Origin of the sequence: Pantoea sp. B566 (assembly GCF_024793925.1) — a bacterium.
GTDB classification, from domain to species: domain Bacteria; phylum Pseudomonadota; class Gammaproteobacteria; order Enterobacterales; family Enterobacteriaceae; genus Pantoea; species Pantoea ananatis.
Window position 1 is genome coordinate 176,471 of the sequence record NZ_JANUQL010000002.1, and the last position, 15,531, is coordinate 192,001.

The window sequence follows — 15,531 nt, forward strand, 5'->3', positions numbered from 1 at the left end:
AATACGGGAAAAATGATGGCACCTGTTCAGCACTGGCATAACGGCGAGTATGCCGTTACGACGGATAAGTCGCAGATGGATATCGGGGCAATACACCGTTACCTCACCCGTTCAAGTTGGGCAGCGGGAATTGATTACGCCACGGTCGCGCGGTCAATTGAAAACAGCCTGAATTTTGGGCTTTTTCATCAGCAGCAGCAGATTGGCTTTGCGCGATTCATTACTGATTACGCGACCTTTGCGTACCTGTGCGATGTATATGTACTTGAAGAATGCCAGGGCAAAGGACTGGGCGGATGGCTGATCGAATGCTGTCAGTCACATCCCGTGGTTAACACATTGCGCCGGCTGTTGCTCTTCACCTCAACCGCGCCCTGGTTATATCAAAAATTTGGCTACCAGCCGGTAAACAAACCCGACTATGCCTGGACAATCACCCGGCCCGATATTTATCAGGCCAACCGCGATGCCCAGACGTAATCAGCCGCCTGTATTACCGATCTGCAATAATCGCCAGCCGCTGGCAGCCACGCGCCTCCAGGGCCAACGCGGCCTGAGCAGCACGCATGCCGCTGGCACAGACCAGAACAATGCGTTTATCCGCGGGCGGCTGCCAGCCGGCAATGTGCTGTGGCAATATCCGCTGTGCATACTGGCTGACACTGACAGGTGCTTCCTCTGTCCCCCGTAGATCCACCACGCAGTCATCGGGGGTCAGCAAAGCAGGATCGATAAACGGGATGCCGGCCTTTTCGGGCTCAGGCGCATTATCAAACCGGAACTGACGCAGTTGCCACGAGACAAAATCACAGTTGATCATACAGCCCAGTGGTGAGGGCGAAAGGTGCAGCAGAATGCTGAGCGCCATCTGCGCCTGTAAGGCGCCAAGGGTGGCAACCGCCGGTCCCAGCACGCCTGCGGTGTTGCAGTTACCTGAGGCTTTGGGTAATTGTGGAAACAGTGCGCGATAGCTGGGCGCGCCGCCGCAAAAACTGCCTGCATAACCCTGTCGCCCCAGCACCGAAGCGCAAACCAGCGGTAGGTTACGGGCAAAGCAGCTGTCGGAAAGCAGATAAGTCACCGCGAAGTTATCCGCAGCGTCGATAACTAAATCAATATCCACCAGTGCTTCTTCAATACGACTTGCCTGTAACGCTACGGGATGTGCTTCAACCACCGTATCAGGATTACGCTGTGCCAGCGCACGTTGGGCGCAAAACACCTTTGGCTCGCCAATATCGGCAGTCGTAAATAGCGTCTGACGATGCAGGTTATGCAGCGCCACGACGTCGTCGTCATAGAGCCGGATATAACCGATGCCAGCGCCCGCCAGGAGCGGTAATAACGTGGAAGCCAGTCCACCCGCGCCAACCACTAAGACGCGGGCAGCGGACAAAGCCTGCTGCCCCTGCTCGCCCACTTCTGGCAGCATTGTCTGTCGTTGATAACGTGCCATCTCTGCTCCTTAGCGAAATTGCGCCAGGCCGAAAACGGGCGTAGAGGCGGCAGCCATGTCGCGACGCTCCATCATGCCAGCCTGACGTGCCTGATATCCCGCTTCAATGGCGCGCGCAAATGCGCCAGCCATACCAACCGGATCGCTGGATTTCGCCACGGCGGTATTCAACAGCACAGCATCAAACCCCAATTCCATCGCCTGAGCCGCCTGGCTCGGCGCACCGATCCCGGCATCAATAATGAGTGGAACGTCCTTAAACCAGGCACGCATCGTGCGTAAGCCCTCGATATTGCGTAATCCCTGGCCTGAGCCGATGGGCGCCCCCCACGGCATCAGCACTTCACAGCCCGCGTCCAGCAGTTTCTCGCCCACAATCAGATCTTCTGTGGTGTAAGGGAAAACGTGGAAACCCTCTGCACACAAAATACGTGCTGCTTCGACGAGGGCAAAGGGATCGGGCTGTAAGGTATCGGCATGACCGATCACCTCAAGCTTGATCCAGGACGTGGCAAACAATTCCCGCGCCATATGCGCAGTCGTCACGGCTTCTTTCACCGTGTGGCAGCCTGCGGTATTGGGTAAAACGCGTTTATTTAAGGTTTTCAGGAGATCGCGAAAGGCTCCACCCTGGCTTCCTTCACGACGCAGACTCACCGTAATAATCTCGGCGCCGGATGCGCCAACGGCCTGTTGCAGAATATCCGGCGAGGGATAACCTGCAGTGCCCAGTAAAAAACGTGACTGTCCGCTAAAGTCATAAAACATCGTTAGCCTCCCTGCATCGGCGATAACACTTCAAGACGACAACCCGCCACAAGCGGCTCTGAGGAATAGCGCTCCCGGGGAACAAATTCGCCGTTCACGGCACTGGCGACACAGCCAGCATCGATATGTTGTTCCACGAGTAATTCAGCCAGCGTGTGGGCTTCGGTTTCAATAGCAAGGCCGTTCAGTTCTATTTTCATCGCACTCCCTCGGACGTCAGTTGTTGCATAAGCTTCTCGGCCATCATCGGGGCCAGCAGGAAGCCGTGACGGTACATGCCGTTAATAGAAAAAATGCCATTTTCGTAACGCACTTCGGGCAGATTGTGGCGGTAAGCCGGACGCAGACCTGTGCCGCTTTCAATAATTCGTGCTTCGGCGAGGGCGGGATGGATGCTGTAGGCTGCGCTTAACAGTTCCATCATAGCGCGCGCGCTGATTGGGCTGTCATCCTGGCTTTCGACCATGGTCGCGCCCAGCATAAAATGCCCCTGTGCCCTGGGCACCAGATAACAGGGAAAACGCGGGTGCAGCAGGCGAACAGGACGGGAAAACGTTATTTCGTCGGTGTGGAGAATAACCATTTCACCGCGCACGGCACGCAATTCGGGTTGGGATTGCCGGGCATGAATACCCCGGCAATCGATAATTTTCCCGCTGGGTTTACCCGGGTGAAACCGGACACCCGCATTCAGTAAACGCGTTTGTAATTGTTGCATTGCCAGCCGGGGATCAAGATGACCTTCTGCGGCAAAGAACAAGCCACGGGCAAAACGGTCTTCCAGCGCAGGTTCAATCTCTGCCGGCGTCACCCACTGATGTGATGAGGTCATGTTAGCGAAACGCGTTAACTCAGCACTGTCGCGCGGGGGCGCAATCACCAGGGTACCCTGCTGTTCCACGCCGCTGACCCGGGCCGACCACCATGCCGCAGCATACTGACCCCAGTCAACGACCTGCTGTGGCGCACTTTCCGCTTCGCACCAGGGCGCCAGCATACCGCCAGCCCAGTGCGATGCCGCGCGGCAGTCCGGTAAGGTAATGATTTCGACAGGTTCACCTTGCTCCGCCAGTAGCGTGGCGATACACAATCCGGACACGCCGCTGCCGAGCACTGACCAGCGGCTCATTGCCAGCCAACCTGACAGGGTAACATCAGAAACAGGATTTTCACTTTGGCCTCTCTGTTAACAGTCAGAGACCCGTGATACAAGAAGGGAAAAAGCATGAGCCCGGCAAAAGCAGACTCTGCGGCAAGTATCTGCCTGGGGCAAAGATACCCGTCTTCCTACGCCAGTATCAACTGGGTCAGGTTCTAAGGGTCGCTAAGCCGCGCATTGCGCTATTAGCCTCTCAGTCTCTTTGGCGAGACTCCCCTGACGGGTTCTAGTTTTATTTTAAGCCGCGCCTTACGTCAAGGCTGATGCAGCAATTTGTCGTTAGCGACTAAGGCACATTCAGGTAACGCAGCAGAGCGGTCATACAGGCTGCGCCAAAAATGATGACGATCAGCGGCGCCCTGCGCCAGGCGAGAAAAATGGCAAACGACACGCCCAGCAGCCTTGCCATCCCGGCAAAATGCTGACCTTCGAACAACGTGGTGGTGGCTGCAACGGCCAGTAACAGTACCGTGGCCGCATCGGATAACACATTTTGCGTGCGCTCACTGACAGGCAACCGGTTACCCAGTTTGACGCCCGCATAACGAATGGCATAGGTTCCGGCAGCCAGCAAGGCAATGCCTGCAATTATCATCGGATGATTCATTTACGCGATCTCCACGTAAGCAGCCCTAACAACGAAAACAGAACAGGCATCCCTGCTGGAACAAATGGCGTGACCGCCAGCGACAGCACGGCGCCGGTAGCCGCAGGAATGCGGGTTCGGGGTTTGCGTAACGCCGGGAAGATGAGTGCGATAAGAATGGCGGGAAAAACCGCATCCAGACCGATAACGGAAATATTCGGGATAAACTGGCCAATCGCGGCCCCGAGCATGACGGTGAACGGCCAGATCAATCCGATACCGATGCCGCACAGCCAAAACGCACTGCGGCGTTGAGCCAGCTGCGGCTGAGAGATGCCGAACACCACACTTTCATCGTTCATAATGTGACAGCCGAGCGCCCCCCGCCAGCCTCTGCCCACTAAGTCTTTAACCGCAATGCCAAAGGGAAGATGGCGGGCGTTGACCAGCAAACCTGCCGCCGCCGCGGTTAACGGACTGCCACCGCCGGCAACGATGCCAATAAATAAGAATTCCGATGCGCCAGCCAGCACCAGCGTTGATAACGCCAGCGGTACCCAAAACGGAAAGCCATCAGCAGTGGCGAGCGACCCGTAAGACAGGCCGACAATGCCATCTGCGATACAGACCAGAAAAATTGCTTTTATAACGCCTTTATCCAGCGTGAATTTTTTTGCCAGCATCAACATCGAATCCCATAACGAACGATAAATCCATTATAATGAACATCGGATATGTATTACAAGACGAACGATACGTTCATTTTAACGAACAGGAAAAGTGATGAGCACGCCCATTGATATCATTGCCCGAGGTTTAGTAAGAGAACGCCAGCGTGCCGGCCTGACGCTGGCTGAAGTTGCTCGCCGGGCGGGGATTGCAAAATCGACCCTGTCTCAGCTTGAAGCCGGTAACGGCAATCCGGGTATTGAGACGTTGTGGTCGCTCTGTGTCGCGCTCAATATTCCATTTGCACGCCTGATGGAGCCGGAAACGAATCGGTTACAGGTTATTCGCCGCGGAGAAGGCCCCACGGTGGCTGCTGAGCAGGCTGATTACAAAGCCGTCTTACTGGCTACCTGTCCACCGGGCGCACGACGGGATATCTATCTGCTGCACATACAGCCCGGCAGCGAACGCTGCTCACAGCCGCATTCACCGAATACCATCGAACATTTAATTTTGACGCAAGGGCGCGCAGAGGTTGGACCGGTTGATTCACCCGTTGAGCTTGAGGTAGGCGATTACATCAGCTACCCGGGCGACACTGAGCATATTTTTCGTGCGCTTGAGCCAGATACGCTGGCTGTGCTGGTCATGGAGCATGTGTGAAGGCAGGTTTCCCTGCCTTCGGTTAAACACAGACTTCCTGGGCTATTGCGGCGCTCTGGCTGAGGGAAGCCAGTGAGATAACACGATGCGCGCTTTTCTCCAGTAAGGCGAGATCGTGGCTGACCAGCAAAATGGCGCAGCGTTGCTGTGTGGCCAGTTCGCTAATCAACGCCAGCGTCTGCTGCTGAACGACAGGATCCAGGCGCGACGTCGGCTCATCCGCAAATAAAAACACAGGGTCCAGTAACATCACCCTGAGCAGTGAAAAGCGCTGAAGCTCGCCGCCTGACAAACCCGAAGCCGGACGGTTCAGCAACGCGTGCGCTAATCCCAGTTGTGCCATCAGTTCATCACGTCGCTTCACCGTGGCGTGGTGCAGCCGCAGCACATCATCGATAACCCTGACCATCGCGATATCAGGTGGAAATATGGCTGAGGGATCCTGATAAAGTTTTTGATAACGTAACCTACTGGCAGCCCCTGGACGCACGACCTTGCCCGCATCGGGCGTTATCAAACCGCATAGCGTATCCCCCAGGCTACTTTTACCGCAGCCGCTTTCGCCGTAAAGCCCCACGATTTCGCCGGCCCGGAAGATTAGCGAGGCATTGTGAAACAGTTGCTTCCCTGACCGTTTCAGAGAAAGGCCCTCTGTCTGTAACACGATGGTTTCATCACAGGGTACGCGCGAGCCTGGCGCCCAGGCCTCAGGATCGGCCGCCAACAGCAGTTGGGTGTAAGGCGCTTGTGGACGGTATAACACCTGCCCGGCGCTGCCCTGCTCAACGACTTTGCCTTTATGCATCACCATGACCTCACCACCTAACTGCCGGGCCAGTGCAATGTCGTGCGTGATCGTCAGCAAGGTTTCACCCTGAGCCACCGCCGTATTTAACAGGTTACCCATTTCATCCCGCCGCGCGACGTCCAGCCCTTTAGTCGGCTCGTCTGCAATCAGCAGCGTCGCGCCCCCCGCGCGAGCAGCCGCAAAGCAAACCCGCTGGGCCATTCCCCCTGAAAGCTGCCAGGGAAAACGCGCAGAGGCATGCGCAAGCCCCAGTTGGTCGAGTGCCTGTGCCGCGGCCTGTTGTGCATCCCTCCTGGCTAAGCCCCGCACGTACCGGTAACCTTCCGCGACCTGAGCGCTGACATGCATTGTTGGATCGAGCGCCAGCCCGGGTTCCTGGGGCAAAGACGCGATGCGATGCCCCCACTGAGCGCGAAGACGGGCCAGATCGGTTTGGAGATCATAACGTTGTCCGTCAATCTCAACCGTGCCTGTGGCACGGAGTCCTTCTGGTAACGCCCCCATGATGGCCTGGGCGAACAGACTTTTTCCCGATCCGGTTTCGCCCACCAGCGTCATGGGTTTGCCCGGCTGAATGACCATGCTCACGGGCTCGACGATGCAGTCTTCGGCGTAAACGGCGACCTGTTTAATTACTATGCCCGTCATATCCGATCCTTATTCACTAATAAATTCATGCCAGTCAGTAACAAAAAAAGCACCAGCACGGGCTGGAGTAGAAGCCAGGGCGCTTCCCAGGCATAGGGAAAAAGTTCTGTCATCATCAGCCCCAGTTCTGGTGTCGGTGGGCGAACCCCCACGCTGATGAATCCCAATGCGGACACCGCCATAACGGCACTGCTAAACGCATAGACCGTTAACGTCAGCAACAAGGGCGCCATGGCTGGCCATAAGTGTCTGCGAAACAGATAGCGTATCGAGAAACCGAGCAGTGAAGAGGACTGGACGGCGGGAGACGTAACAACGGGTCGCAGGGTGGCTCGCGTCACGCGGAAAAACTCGACCCACAGCACCAGTGAAATCCCCAGCCACAACATTTCTGGCGAGTCAGGTGAGATAGCCGCTAACAACAGCACCAGCAGCAGACCGGGAAGCGCAAGGCACATATCCGCTAATGCGTTGCACACCTTGTCCACCCAACCGCCGCGCCAGGCACTCATGATCCCCGCCAGCGTGCCCATTATCAGTGCCGTGATAACGCATATCGCTGCCAGGCCCAGTGATAACCTGAGTGCCGCACTTAACCGGGCCAGCATTGAGCGGCCAAGATGGTCATAGCCCAACCAGGCCTGCCCAGAGGGAAGCTGTAACATCTGCAACAGGTCCTGCTGCACAGGATCCCCAGCCCCGAATAGCGGCACCAGCCAGGCAAACGCGAGCAACGCCAGAATAATTGCCAGACCTGTTTTTTGACGAAAGGTCATATGCGTTTCCCCCTTGGATCCAACACATAGCACAAACCATCGACCAGCATGTTCAGGGTGACAAACGTCAGCCCCAGTACCATTGCGCTGGCCTGTATCACGGGCACGTCCCGGGCAAAAATCGCATGGACCAGCGCATGGCCAATGCCTGGCCAGGCAAACAGCGTTTCCACCACCACCACGCCTTCCACCAGCCAGACGAACTGCATGCCGATCCAGGTCACGACCGGAACGCTGAGATTACGCAGGGCGTGACGCCAGAAAAGACGCGGTTGAGAGAGACCCTTTTGTGCCCCCCAGCGATACCAGCTGGCCGTTACAGCCTGGAATGTCGCCTCACGTACGACCCGAGCGCCCACGGCACTTAGCGGCAGCGCCAGCGTCACTGACGGCAGGATGAAATGTCGCCAGTTCCCCTGCCCGGCACTGGGCAGCCAGTCCAGACGCAGCGCAAACAAAACGATAAGCAGCAGGCCAAGAGCAAAATGCGGAACCGATTTGAGAATGGCGGCAGCGCCGTTAATGGCCCGGTCCAGGAAACGGCCGGGATGACAGCCTGCCCAAATCCCGAGTGGAATAATCAGCAGCAGGGTCAGTAACAGAGAAAAGCCGGCAAGGGCGAACGTTTGTTTCAATTGCCAGACCAGTTCGCCACTGACAGGCTCACCCGATACCAGTGAACGGCCAAAGTTGAAGCGCAGCAGATCCCACATCCACTGCCCCAGCGCACTTCCCTGGGCGGTCATATCCGCCAGTTGCTGTTTTACCTGGGCTACCGCTGCCAGATCGACCCTATCATAACCATAACGTCCCGATGCGATACGCCAGGCCATATCACCCGGTAATGCCTGTACCAGAACAAACGTTAAGATCCCGACCGCGAGAATGACGAAGGCGGCCTGACAAAGGCGCCAGCTGAGTTGTTTAAGCATCATTTCACCCATTGCATATCACGCAGGCCAAAATGGCGTTCAAACGGATCCAGCGTGACCGAGGTGAGGCTGGCATTAACTGCCGCTGACTGCTGATACCAGGCGATGGGAATAACCGGCAAATCGCGCTGGAAAGCCGTAGTAATGACCTCTCTGGCCTTTTGTCGCACCGCAGGATCATGACTCTGCGATAGCGTACCGAGCGCCTCGTTAAAGGCCTTGTCGTGCCAGTTCATTGCTCCCCAGTCACCGCCTTGAGGGCCATAATCCTGAAGCAGCGTACCGGTGGGATCGGGCGTTAAGGCAAAATTACGGGCGAAAAGCGCCATCTGCAGGCTCCCGTCGTGATGACGAGCGGGGATTTCACTGGAGTTAGTTGAATTAATGACGACATCGATTCCGATCTGACGCAGCTGCTGTTGGATCACCATCGCGATGAGCGGCAGTTCAGGACGGTCCGGATAGGTCAGCAGCGTGAGCGTAAAACGCTGTCCATTACGGATCAGTATCCCATCCTGACCGGCTTTCCAGCCTGACTGCGTAAGCAATGCTGTTGCACGCTGTGGTGAGTAATCCAGCGTGGGCAATGCCGGATTGTGCCACTCGGCCATCGAAGGCGGGAACATCTGTGTCGCCGCCCCCGGATAGCGCAAAACCGCATTAGCAAGCGCACTCCGGTTAATCGCCAGGCTTAACGCCTCACGCGTGGTGTGGTCGCTGAGAAAGGGATGTGCCAGATTCAGTTTGAGCATCACCGTTCGCGGAACGGAAACGGTAAGCAGCTGCAGAGATCTTTTATGTGACAGGCGCTGCCGACTGGCGGCATCAAGGTTAAAAACATAATCGGCGTCTCCGCTTTCAGCCAGCAGTGCGCGTGTTTCAGCGCGTCCCGCAGATAAAAATTCAGCGCCAGCGATGGCCGGTTTTTCCCCCCAGTAACCCTCAAATCGCTTTACGCTCAGCGCCTGAGGCGGCTGGAAACTTACCAGCTGAAACGGACCGCTGCCAATGATCCGCGTGACAGCGTTCGTGCTATCCCATGATGCCAGCGCCAGAATTTGTGAACGACTTTCTGCCAGCACCGCCAGTAGCGGTGTAAAAGGTTCACTGAGTGTGATGGTGACCTGTCGATCTTCACCCACAATCGACGTTATCGGTGCCTTATCCAGCAAGCCCGGCTTACCGCGGGCGATGTTAAGTGATTTCACCACGCTTTCAGCAGTAACAGGGGAACCGTCGTGAAAATGGGCGCCTGGACGCAGTGTAAAGCGCCATTGCAGACCATCCGGAGAAGCCTGCCAGCTCTCAGCCAGCGCTGGAACAGGGGCTCCTTTAGCATCCGTCTCCACCAGCGTTTCCACCACATCCATGCGGAGTAAAATATCACCCGAAAGAGCGGGATCGGCACCCTTAATTTCAAATGGGGCGGCAATACGGACCGGTTTTGTTTCGGCAGCACCGGCACTCAAGGAGGCAAATAACAGGCACGCAAGCGTGCTGTGAAGGAGGTGCTTAAGTTGTTTCATAATATGTCTTTTAACCACATAATGTTACCCAGAAATATTATGTTATAACATATCAACCCAAAGCAAAACCCATCTGAACATGTCGAGTCGAAAACGGGATAGTCACTCAGCAGTTTCACGATCCTGTGTTTTGCTATTCCTGACAAACAGTGTTGAAAATCACCGCCATTTTGTTATGTTATAACATATTAAATGACACTGATTTTAAGGATCTCTCATGGCGCTTCATTCCTTACCGGACTCACCCGATCCCCGCTTGCCTGTTTCTGTACTGTCAGGATTTCTCGGCGCAGGTAAAACGACACTGCTAAATCACATTCTTAATAATCGCGAGGGTCGACGCATTGCAGTGATTGTTAACGATATGTCTGAAGTCAACATTGATGCGGCGTTGGTGCGTAATGGCGGAGCTGAACTCTCTCGTACCGACGAAAAGCTGGTGGAAATGAGCAATGGCTGCATATGCTGCACCCTTCGTGAAGACCTGTTACTGGAGGTCAAACGGCTGGCGCAGGAAGGCCGCTTTGATCATCTTGTCATAGAATCGACCGGCATCTCTGAGCCGCTTCCGGTTGCAGAAACCTTCACCTTCGCCGATGAGGACGGGGAGAGTTTATCCACTATTGCGCGGTTAGATACCATGGTCACCGTCGTAGATGGGTATAACTTCCTTCAGGATTACCGTTCGGTCGACTCGCTTCAGGCACGAGGAGAATCTCTTGGGGCAGAAGATGAGCGATCTGTCGTCGATCTTCTGGTCGATCAAATCGAATTCTGTGATGTGCTGGTGGTTAATAAGACTGACCTCATCACGGAGGATGAGCAACGGACGCTTAAAGCGATGTTACATTCGCTGAATCCACGAGCGCGTATCATCACCAGCCACTTTGGTAACGTTCCCCTTGATCAGGTACTGGATACCGGTCTGTTTGACTTTGATCAGGCTGCACAGGCACCGGGTTGGCTGAAAGAGCTGCGCGGCGAGCATCAGCCTGAAACAGAAGAGTATGGTATTCGCAGTTTTGTTTACCGTGCCAGGCGCCCTTTTCATCCAGAACGTTTCTGGCATGCTGTTAACCACCAGCTTGATGGCGTCATTCGCTCGAAAGGCTATTTCTGGCTGGCCAGCCGTCCGGAATATGCGGCGATGTGGTCACAGGCCGGTGCGGTCGCACAGCATGGTTATGCCGGGAGCTGGTGGGCCAGCATTCCGCGGGACAAATGGCCCAGAGACAGCGAGTCTCTGAATTTTATTGCTGAGAACTGGCTGGATGGGATTGGCGATGCCCGACAGGAACTGGTTTTTATCGGCATTGAAATGGATGAAGATCAGGTGCGCAGCGCGCTTGACGCTGCGCTGTTAACGCCGCTGGAAATGGCTCAGGGCCCCGAATACTGGGTAACGCTTCCGGATCCCATGCCGGGCTGGTTTGGTGATGCTGATTCCTGATCGTTATATCCTGAGTGCATCCTCTGACTCGCAATAGAAAACCCGTTTGTCTGTTCTGCATGAAGGCTGAAAGTGATAAGAAACAGGCGCATTGTCATGCGCCTGTTTTATTGTTGTTGTCGCCAGAAGCCAGAACGTGGATTACCGACGGTTTTTCCAAATCGTCTGCACATTACAGAACTCATGCACACCAAAATGTGACAGTTCGCGGCCATAGCCACTCTTTTTCACACCACCAATGGTGACGCGCGGATCTGAAGCGCCATTGCCATTAATAAACACAGCGCCCACTTCCAGCTCTTCGCTCATCCGGGCAGCCATATGCTCATCGCCTGTCCAGACGGTCGCGCTCAGCCCAAACTCGCTGTTATTAGCGATTTCCAGAGCGTGCTCCGCATCCCGGGCCACGGCAATCGCCGCTACCGGACCAAACAGCTCTTGCCGGAAGGCGGTCATTTCGCTGGTGACGTCTGAAAGGATGGTGGGGGCGTAATAGTTGCCCTGCCCTGCTATTTTCTCACCGCCTAACACCAACCGGGCACCCTCACGCAGGCTGGCTTGTACCTGCTGATCCAGCTCATCACGCAGATCGGCGCGGGCCATTGGTCCGATATAGGTGTCCTCATTCAAAGGATCGCCGATTTTAAGCGCTTTGACAGCCTCTACAAAACGGGCCTCAAATGCCTCTGCGATGGATGCCTCAATGATGAACCGTTTAGCCGCCATACAGACCTGTCCGGTATTCTGATAACGGCCTGTCACCGCAGATTTCACCGCTTCATCGAGGTCTGCATCAGCCAGCACGATGAAAGGATCTGATCCGCCCAGTTCCAGCACGGTCTTTTTCAACGCTGCGCCCGCCTGTGCTGCGATCGCTGCACCAGCCCGAACACTGCCTGTTACTGCGACTGCAGCAATACGATCATCTTTGATAGCGGTTGAGACACCTTCGTTATCAACGTTAATCAGATTAAAACCGCCCTTTGGCAGGTCGGTTGCATCAAATAACTCAGCCATCAGCGTTGCGCTTCCCATGACGTTGGGCGCGTGTTTAAGCAGATAGGTGTTACCCGCCAGCAGCATGCCTACGGCGCCGCGCAGAACCTGCCAGAAGGGGAAATTCCACGGCATGACGGCCAGTATTACGCCTATTGGGCGAAAGGACTGCCACGCATCAGGTACCTGTGATGGCTGGTCTTCCAGCATCGCAGGTCCAAATTCTGCATACCAGTCACACAGATTGGCGCATTTCAGGATCTCCGCTCTCGCCTGCGCCACGGGTTTACCCATCTCTAAGGTAATCATGCGTGTCAGTTCAGGCTCGCGTTCACGAAGCTGATGACCGAGCTGGCGAAGCACCGTTACGCGTGATGCCATGCTGCTTTTTCGCCATTTTTTAAACGCAGCCGCGCTGGTGCTTAATGCCTGTTCCAGTTCAGATGCGTTCTGCATGGGATAGCTGGCGAGAATGTCGCCCGTGGTTGGATTACGTGACACGGCAAAGTCAGTCATGGTTTCGATCCTTTTCAATAAGTGATGTTGTCACCATACGCCGGGATAATGCTGATGAAAAATGAATAATGCTGAGCAAGTTGTTTATAAAAAATGAAGTGCTAGCTTTATCACGCCAGGTTTCGCTCAGGCGAACACGACGAGCAGCACGTAACTATTTTGGCAGAACGGATCCGGACAGACGGCTGAATAATGTGAATGCCATATGTGTTTCAGGCAAGTTATCCACTTATACAGTGAATAGTTCCTATATAACGATCATAAAGAGATCCCTTATAGATCCAAAGAGATCCCCGATCGTCGCAGGCCGCACCACACAAGGGCTGAGAGGGTGTTTGCATTCACTGTAATCAGTAAAGTATTCACTGTAATCAGTACTTTATTCACTATACACAGTAGAATGTTCACTATAATCAGTGCTAATGTTCACTGTAATCAGAAAACGATCCTTTTTATCCACAGAATGAAGATCTTATCCAATGGCAGATAAAGATAGTGAAAACAAAGCGTTACTAGAGCCTTTTCTGTCTGTGACCAAAAACAGTGGTGAAGTTATTCAGCTTCATCCCAACAAAAATAATACCGTTCAGCCCGTGGCCTTAATGCGTCTGGGACTCTTTGTTCCCACGCTTAAATCCACAGCGCGGGGCATTTCTGGTGCTATGGCTTCAACCGATGCCACCAAAGAGCTTAAAAACCTCTCTCTGGTTAAAGCGGAAGGTTATGAAAAGATTACCATCACCGGTGCCAGACTGGATATGGATAATGACTTTAAGACCTGGGCCGGTATTATTCAGTCTTTTTCCCGTTACCCTACACAGGGTGATACGGTAACCCTGCCTTTTATTGATTTCGTGAAGATGTGCGGTATTCCCTCCGCCAACTCCTCTGCCGCATTGCGTAAGCGACTCGACGCTTCGTTACGCCGTATTGCGACGAACACTCTCTCTTTTGAAGGTAACGGTAAGGCCTATCATACGCATCTGGTACAGTCAGCTTATTACGATCGTGAAAAAGACATTGTCCGCATACAGGCTGATCCCAAGCTCTTTGAGCTGTATAACTTCGACCACAAGGTTTTACTGCAGCTGAGGGCTATCTCACGCCTTAAGCGTAAAGAATCGGCTCAGGCGCTTTATACGTTCCTGGAGAGCCTGCCGACCAACCCTGCGCCTATCTCTCTTGCCCGCTTACGTATGCGGCTCAATCTTGGCTCAAAGATTACCACACAGAATCACGTGGTACGGCGCGCGATGGAACAGCTTAAAGAGATTGGCTACCTTGATTACTCTGAAGTCAAACGAGGCCGCTCCGTATTTTTCATCATTCACAGCAGAACACCGAAACTCGATGGAATCAGTAACCTGGAAGGAATCGATACGCTCGATGACATCGATTTTGAAGACTGATCCTAACGTTCACTGTAATCAGTACTCCTCGCGTTGCAGTGTCACTTTTGCTAAAAAGTGACACGTATGCCTATCACTTTCGTCTGAATTCTCCAGGCAGTTGGCTGGCCATTCACTGTAATCAGTCGTGTTCACTGTAATCAGTAGAAGTGAGCTGGTCCATATCTCTACTTTCGCCGTCCCTTTTTTAAGTGCATTTTTATCAATAGCTTATAAGTTAGCTTGCACTTACTAACCTTTTTTAGATCACCTTTCTCCGTGCGTTTAAACCGCTTTTACTGATTACAGTGAATGTCGGCTCGAAAGCAAACCTCCGCGTCGTCATACTGTTTATAGTGAATTTACTGAGCTTTGTTATTTACAGAATACAGTGAATGTTAGAGTTAACCCATTGTTTAATAGTGTCTTTTTTTACCTCTGTTTTGCTGGCTATTTGCCCTGCCTTTCCTGTTCCAATTGGGTGCTTTTCCGCTAAAAAAAAAGTGACAGGGTTAAGCCAGTGCTGATTACAGTGAATGATGTGTGCCGTTTGGGATGAAGCTTCAGCATTTGTCACGAAGTCAGCTGACTACAGTGAACACTTAGCTCATTACAGTGAATGTTGAGATACTGGCAGGTTAAATGAAAATCACGTTTGCTGATTATAGTGAACATCCCATCTGACGCGGCCAGGTTCCGTTTGCAGCCAACCGAATTCCTTTCCTTCTTTTACTGATTACAGTGAATGTTTTACTGACTACAGTGAATCCCCTCTCACCCGTAAGCCCGCCCATGATGAGACGTGGCCTGATTCTGGTCACTGACCCGCGGGTCAGGACTTACGAAGTATACTGATTACAGTGAATGCTCTGACCATGCTGGGGCTGGTGGAAGTCGATTGAGTTGTTTAGCATTCAACCCCGTATGAGGTGTTTGGCTGGATGTGTATTTACTGATTACAGTGAATGTTTGAAACTCAGTCCCATAGCCGTTCTGCGTTTAAGTTAGAGTCTGGCTGTGGGAAAGGCCAGCCTGATGACTCCTCGTAAAGGGGCCATCAAAATGAAAGCGGAAGGTTACTGACTACAGTGAATGCCTAAAGTTACCCATAACTTTTACTGATTACAGTGAATATACTGAGCGCTGCACTTGCTGATTATAGTGAATCCTCTGTTGGCGCCCTGTGAAAT

15 protein-coding genes and 1 riboswitch are annotated in these 15,531 nt (G+C 53.7%); of the genes, 4 read left to right on the top strand and 11 right to left on the bottom strand.

The window, feature by feature from the left end; all coding sequences use genetic code 11:
* The first annotated feature begins 12 nt into the window (after positions 1-12).
* Positions 13-480, top strand: a complete 468-nt coding sequence (locus NYE92_RS00820) for a GNAT family N-acetyltransferase (protein WP_014333264.1) — start codon at positions 13-15, stop codon at positions 478-480.
* A gap of 13 nt (positions 481-493) precedes the next feature.
* Here the strand turns inward: NYE92_RS00820 and NYE92_RS00825 are convergent, their stop codons facing one another.
* The 6 genes from NYE92_RS00825 to NYE92_RS00850 form a co-directional block, all read right to left on the bottom strand.
* Positions 494-1,456, bottom strand: a complete 963-nt coding sequence (locus NYE92_RS00825; RefSeq protein WP_019105885.1) for a HesA/MoeB/ThiF family protein — start codon at positions 1,454-1,456, stop codon at positions 494-496.
* A 9-nt stretch (positions 1,457-1,465) separates the two neighbouring features.
* A complete protein-coding gene (locus NYE92_RS00830; RefSeq protein WP_116197834.1) occupies positions 1,466-2,224 on the bottom strand; it encodes a thiazole synthase in 759 nt (252 codons plus the stop codon).
* Positions 2,225-2,226: 2 nt separating this feature from the next.
* Positions 2,227-2,424 (bottom strand): sulfur carrier protein ThiS, encoded by a 198-nt coding sequence (gene thiS, locus NYE92_RS00835; protein WP_116197833.1) that lies wholly within the window; start codon positions 2,422-2,424, stop codon positions 2,227-2,229.
* Positions 2,421-3,353 (bottom strand): FAD-dependent oxidoreductase, encoded by a 933-nt coding sequence (locus tag NYE92_RS00840; protein WP_013028009.1) that lies wholly within the window; start codon positions 3,351-3,353, stop codon positions 2,421-2,423. Before NYE92_RS00840 ends, thiS begins: the two co-directional genes overlap by 4 nt.
* A 138-nt stretch (positions 3,354-3,491) precedes the next feature.
* Positions 3,492-3,611, bottom strand: a riboswitch (TPP riboswitch).
* Between the two features lie 58 nt (positions 3,612-3,669).
* The gene (locus NYE92_RS00845) at positions 3,670-3,990 is read right to left on the bottom strand and encodes an AzlD domain-containing protein (RefSeq protein ID WP_116197832.1); all 321 of its coding nucleotides are present in this window, start codon (positions 3,988-3,990) and stop codon (positions 3,670-3,672) included.
* Entirely contained in the window at positions 3,987-4,658 is a 672-nt protein-coding gene (locus tag NYE92_RS00850) for an AzlC family ABC transporter permease (protein WP_013028011.1), read from the bottom strand. The genes NYE92_RS00845 and NYE92_RS00850 overlap by 4 nt, the downstream gene beginning before the upstream one ends.
* A gap of 94 nt (positions 4,659-4,752) precedes the next feature.
* Between NYE92_RS00850 and NYE92_RS00855 the strand changes: the two genes are divergently transcribed.
* Positions 4,753-5,301, top strand: coding sequence for a helix-turn-helix domain-containing protein (locus NYE92_RS00855; protein WP_014604694.1), 549 nt, complete (start codon positions 4,753-4,755; stop codon positions 5,299-5,301).
* 22 nt (positions 5,302-5,323) lie between these two features.
* Here NYE92_RS00855 and NYE92_RS00860 read toward each other — a convergent pair whose 3' ends face one another.
* Genes NYE92_RS00860 through NYE92_RS00875 form a run of 4 tightly spaced genes read right to left on the bottom strand, consistent with a single transcriptional unit; the run spans position 5,324 to position 9,991 of the window.
* Positions 5,324-6,757: an ABC transporter ATP-binding protein gene (locus tag NYE92_RS00860; protein WP_259018380.1), complete on the bottom strand. Its 1,434-nt coding sequence runs from the start codon at positions 6,755-6,757 to the stop codon at positions 5,324-5,326.
* Entirely contained in the window at positions 6,754-7,533 is a 780-nt protein-coding gene (locus NYE92_RS00865) for an ABC transporter permease (RefSeq protein ID WP_022622827.1), read from the bottom strand. Before NYE92_RS00865 ends, NYE92_RS00860 begins: the two co-directional genes overlap by 4 nt.
* Positions 7,530-8,465: an ABC transporter permease gene (locus tag NYE92_RS00870; protein WP_259018431.1), complete on the bottom strand. Its 936-nt coding sequence runs from the start codon at positions 8,463-8,465 to the stop codon at positions 7,530-7,532. The genes NYE92_RS00865 and NYE92_RS00870 overlap by 4 nt, the downstream gene beginning before the upstream one ends.
* Positions 8,465-9,991 (bottom strand): ABC transporter substrate-binding protein, encoded by a 1,527-nt coding sequence (locus tag NYE92_RS00875; protein WP_029571305.1) that lies wholly within the window; start codon positions 9,989-9,991, stop codon positions 8,465-8,467. The genes NYE92_RS00870 and NYE92_RS00875 overlap by 1 nt, the downstream gene beginning before the upstream one ends.
* A 217-nt stretch (positions 9,992-10,208) precedes the next feature.
* Here NYE92_RS00875 and zigA point away from each other — a divergent pair, with 217 nt between their 5' ends.
* Positions 10,209-11,441: a zinc metallochaperone GTPase ZigA gene (gene zigA, locus NYE92_RS00880; protein WP_013028017.1), complete on the top strand. Its 1,233-nt coding sequence runs from the start codon at positions 10,209-10,211 to the stop codon at positions 11,439-11,441.
* Positions 11,442-11,582: 141 nt separating this feature from the next.
* On the opposite strand, the gene NYE92_RS00885 is transcribed toward zigA, so the two are convergent.
* Complete coding sequence (locus tag NYE92_RS00885) at positions 11,583-12,953, bottom strand: aldehyde dehydrogenase family protein (protein ID WP_259018381.1); 1,371 nt, start codon at positions 12,951-12,953, stop codon at positions 11,583-11,585.
* 479 nt (positions 12,954-13,432) lie between these two features.
* On the opposite strand from NYE92_RS00885, the gene NYE92_RS00890 reads away from it, so the two are divergent.
* Positions 13,433-14,362, top strand: a complete 930-nt coding sequence (locus NYE92_RS00890) for a RepB family plasmid replication initiator protein (protein WP_013028019.1) — start codon at positions 13,433-13,435, stop codon at positions 14,360-14,362.
* The last annotated feature ends 1,169 nt before the right edge of the window (positions 14,363-15,531 follow it).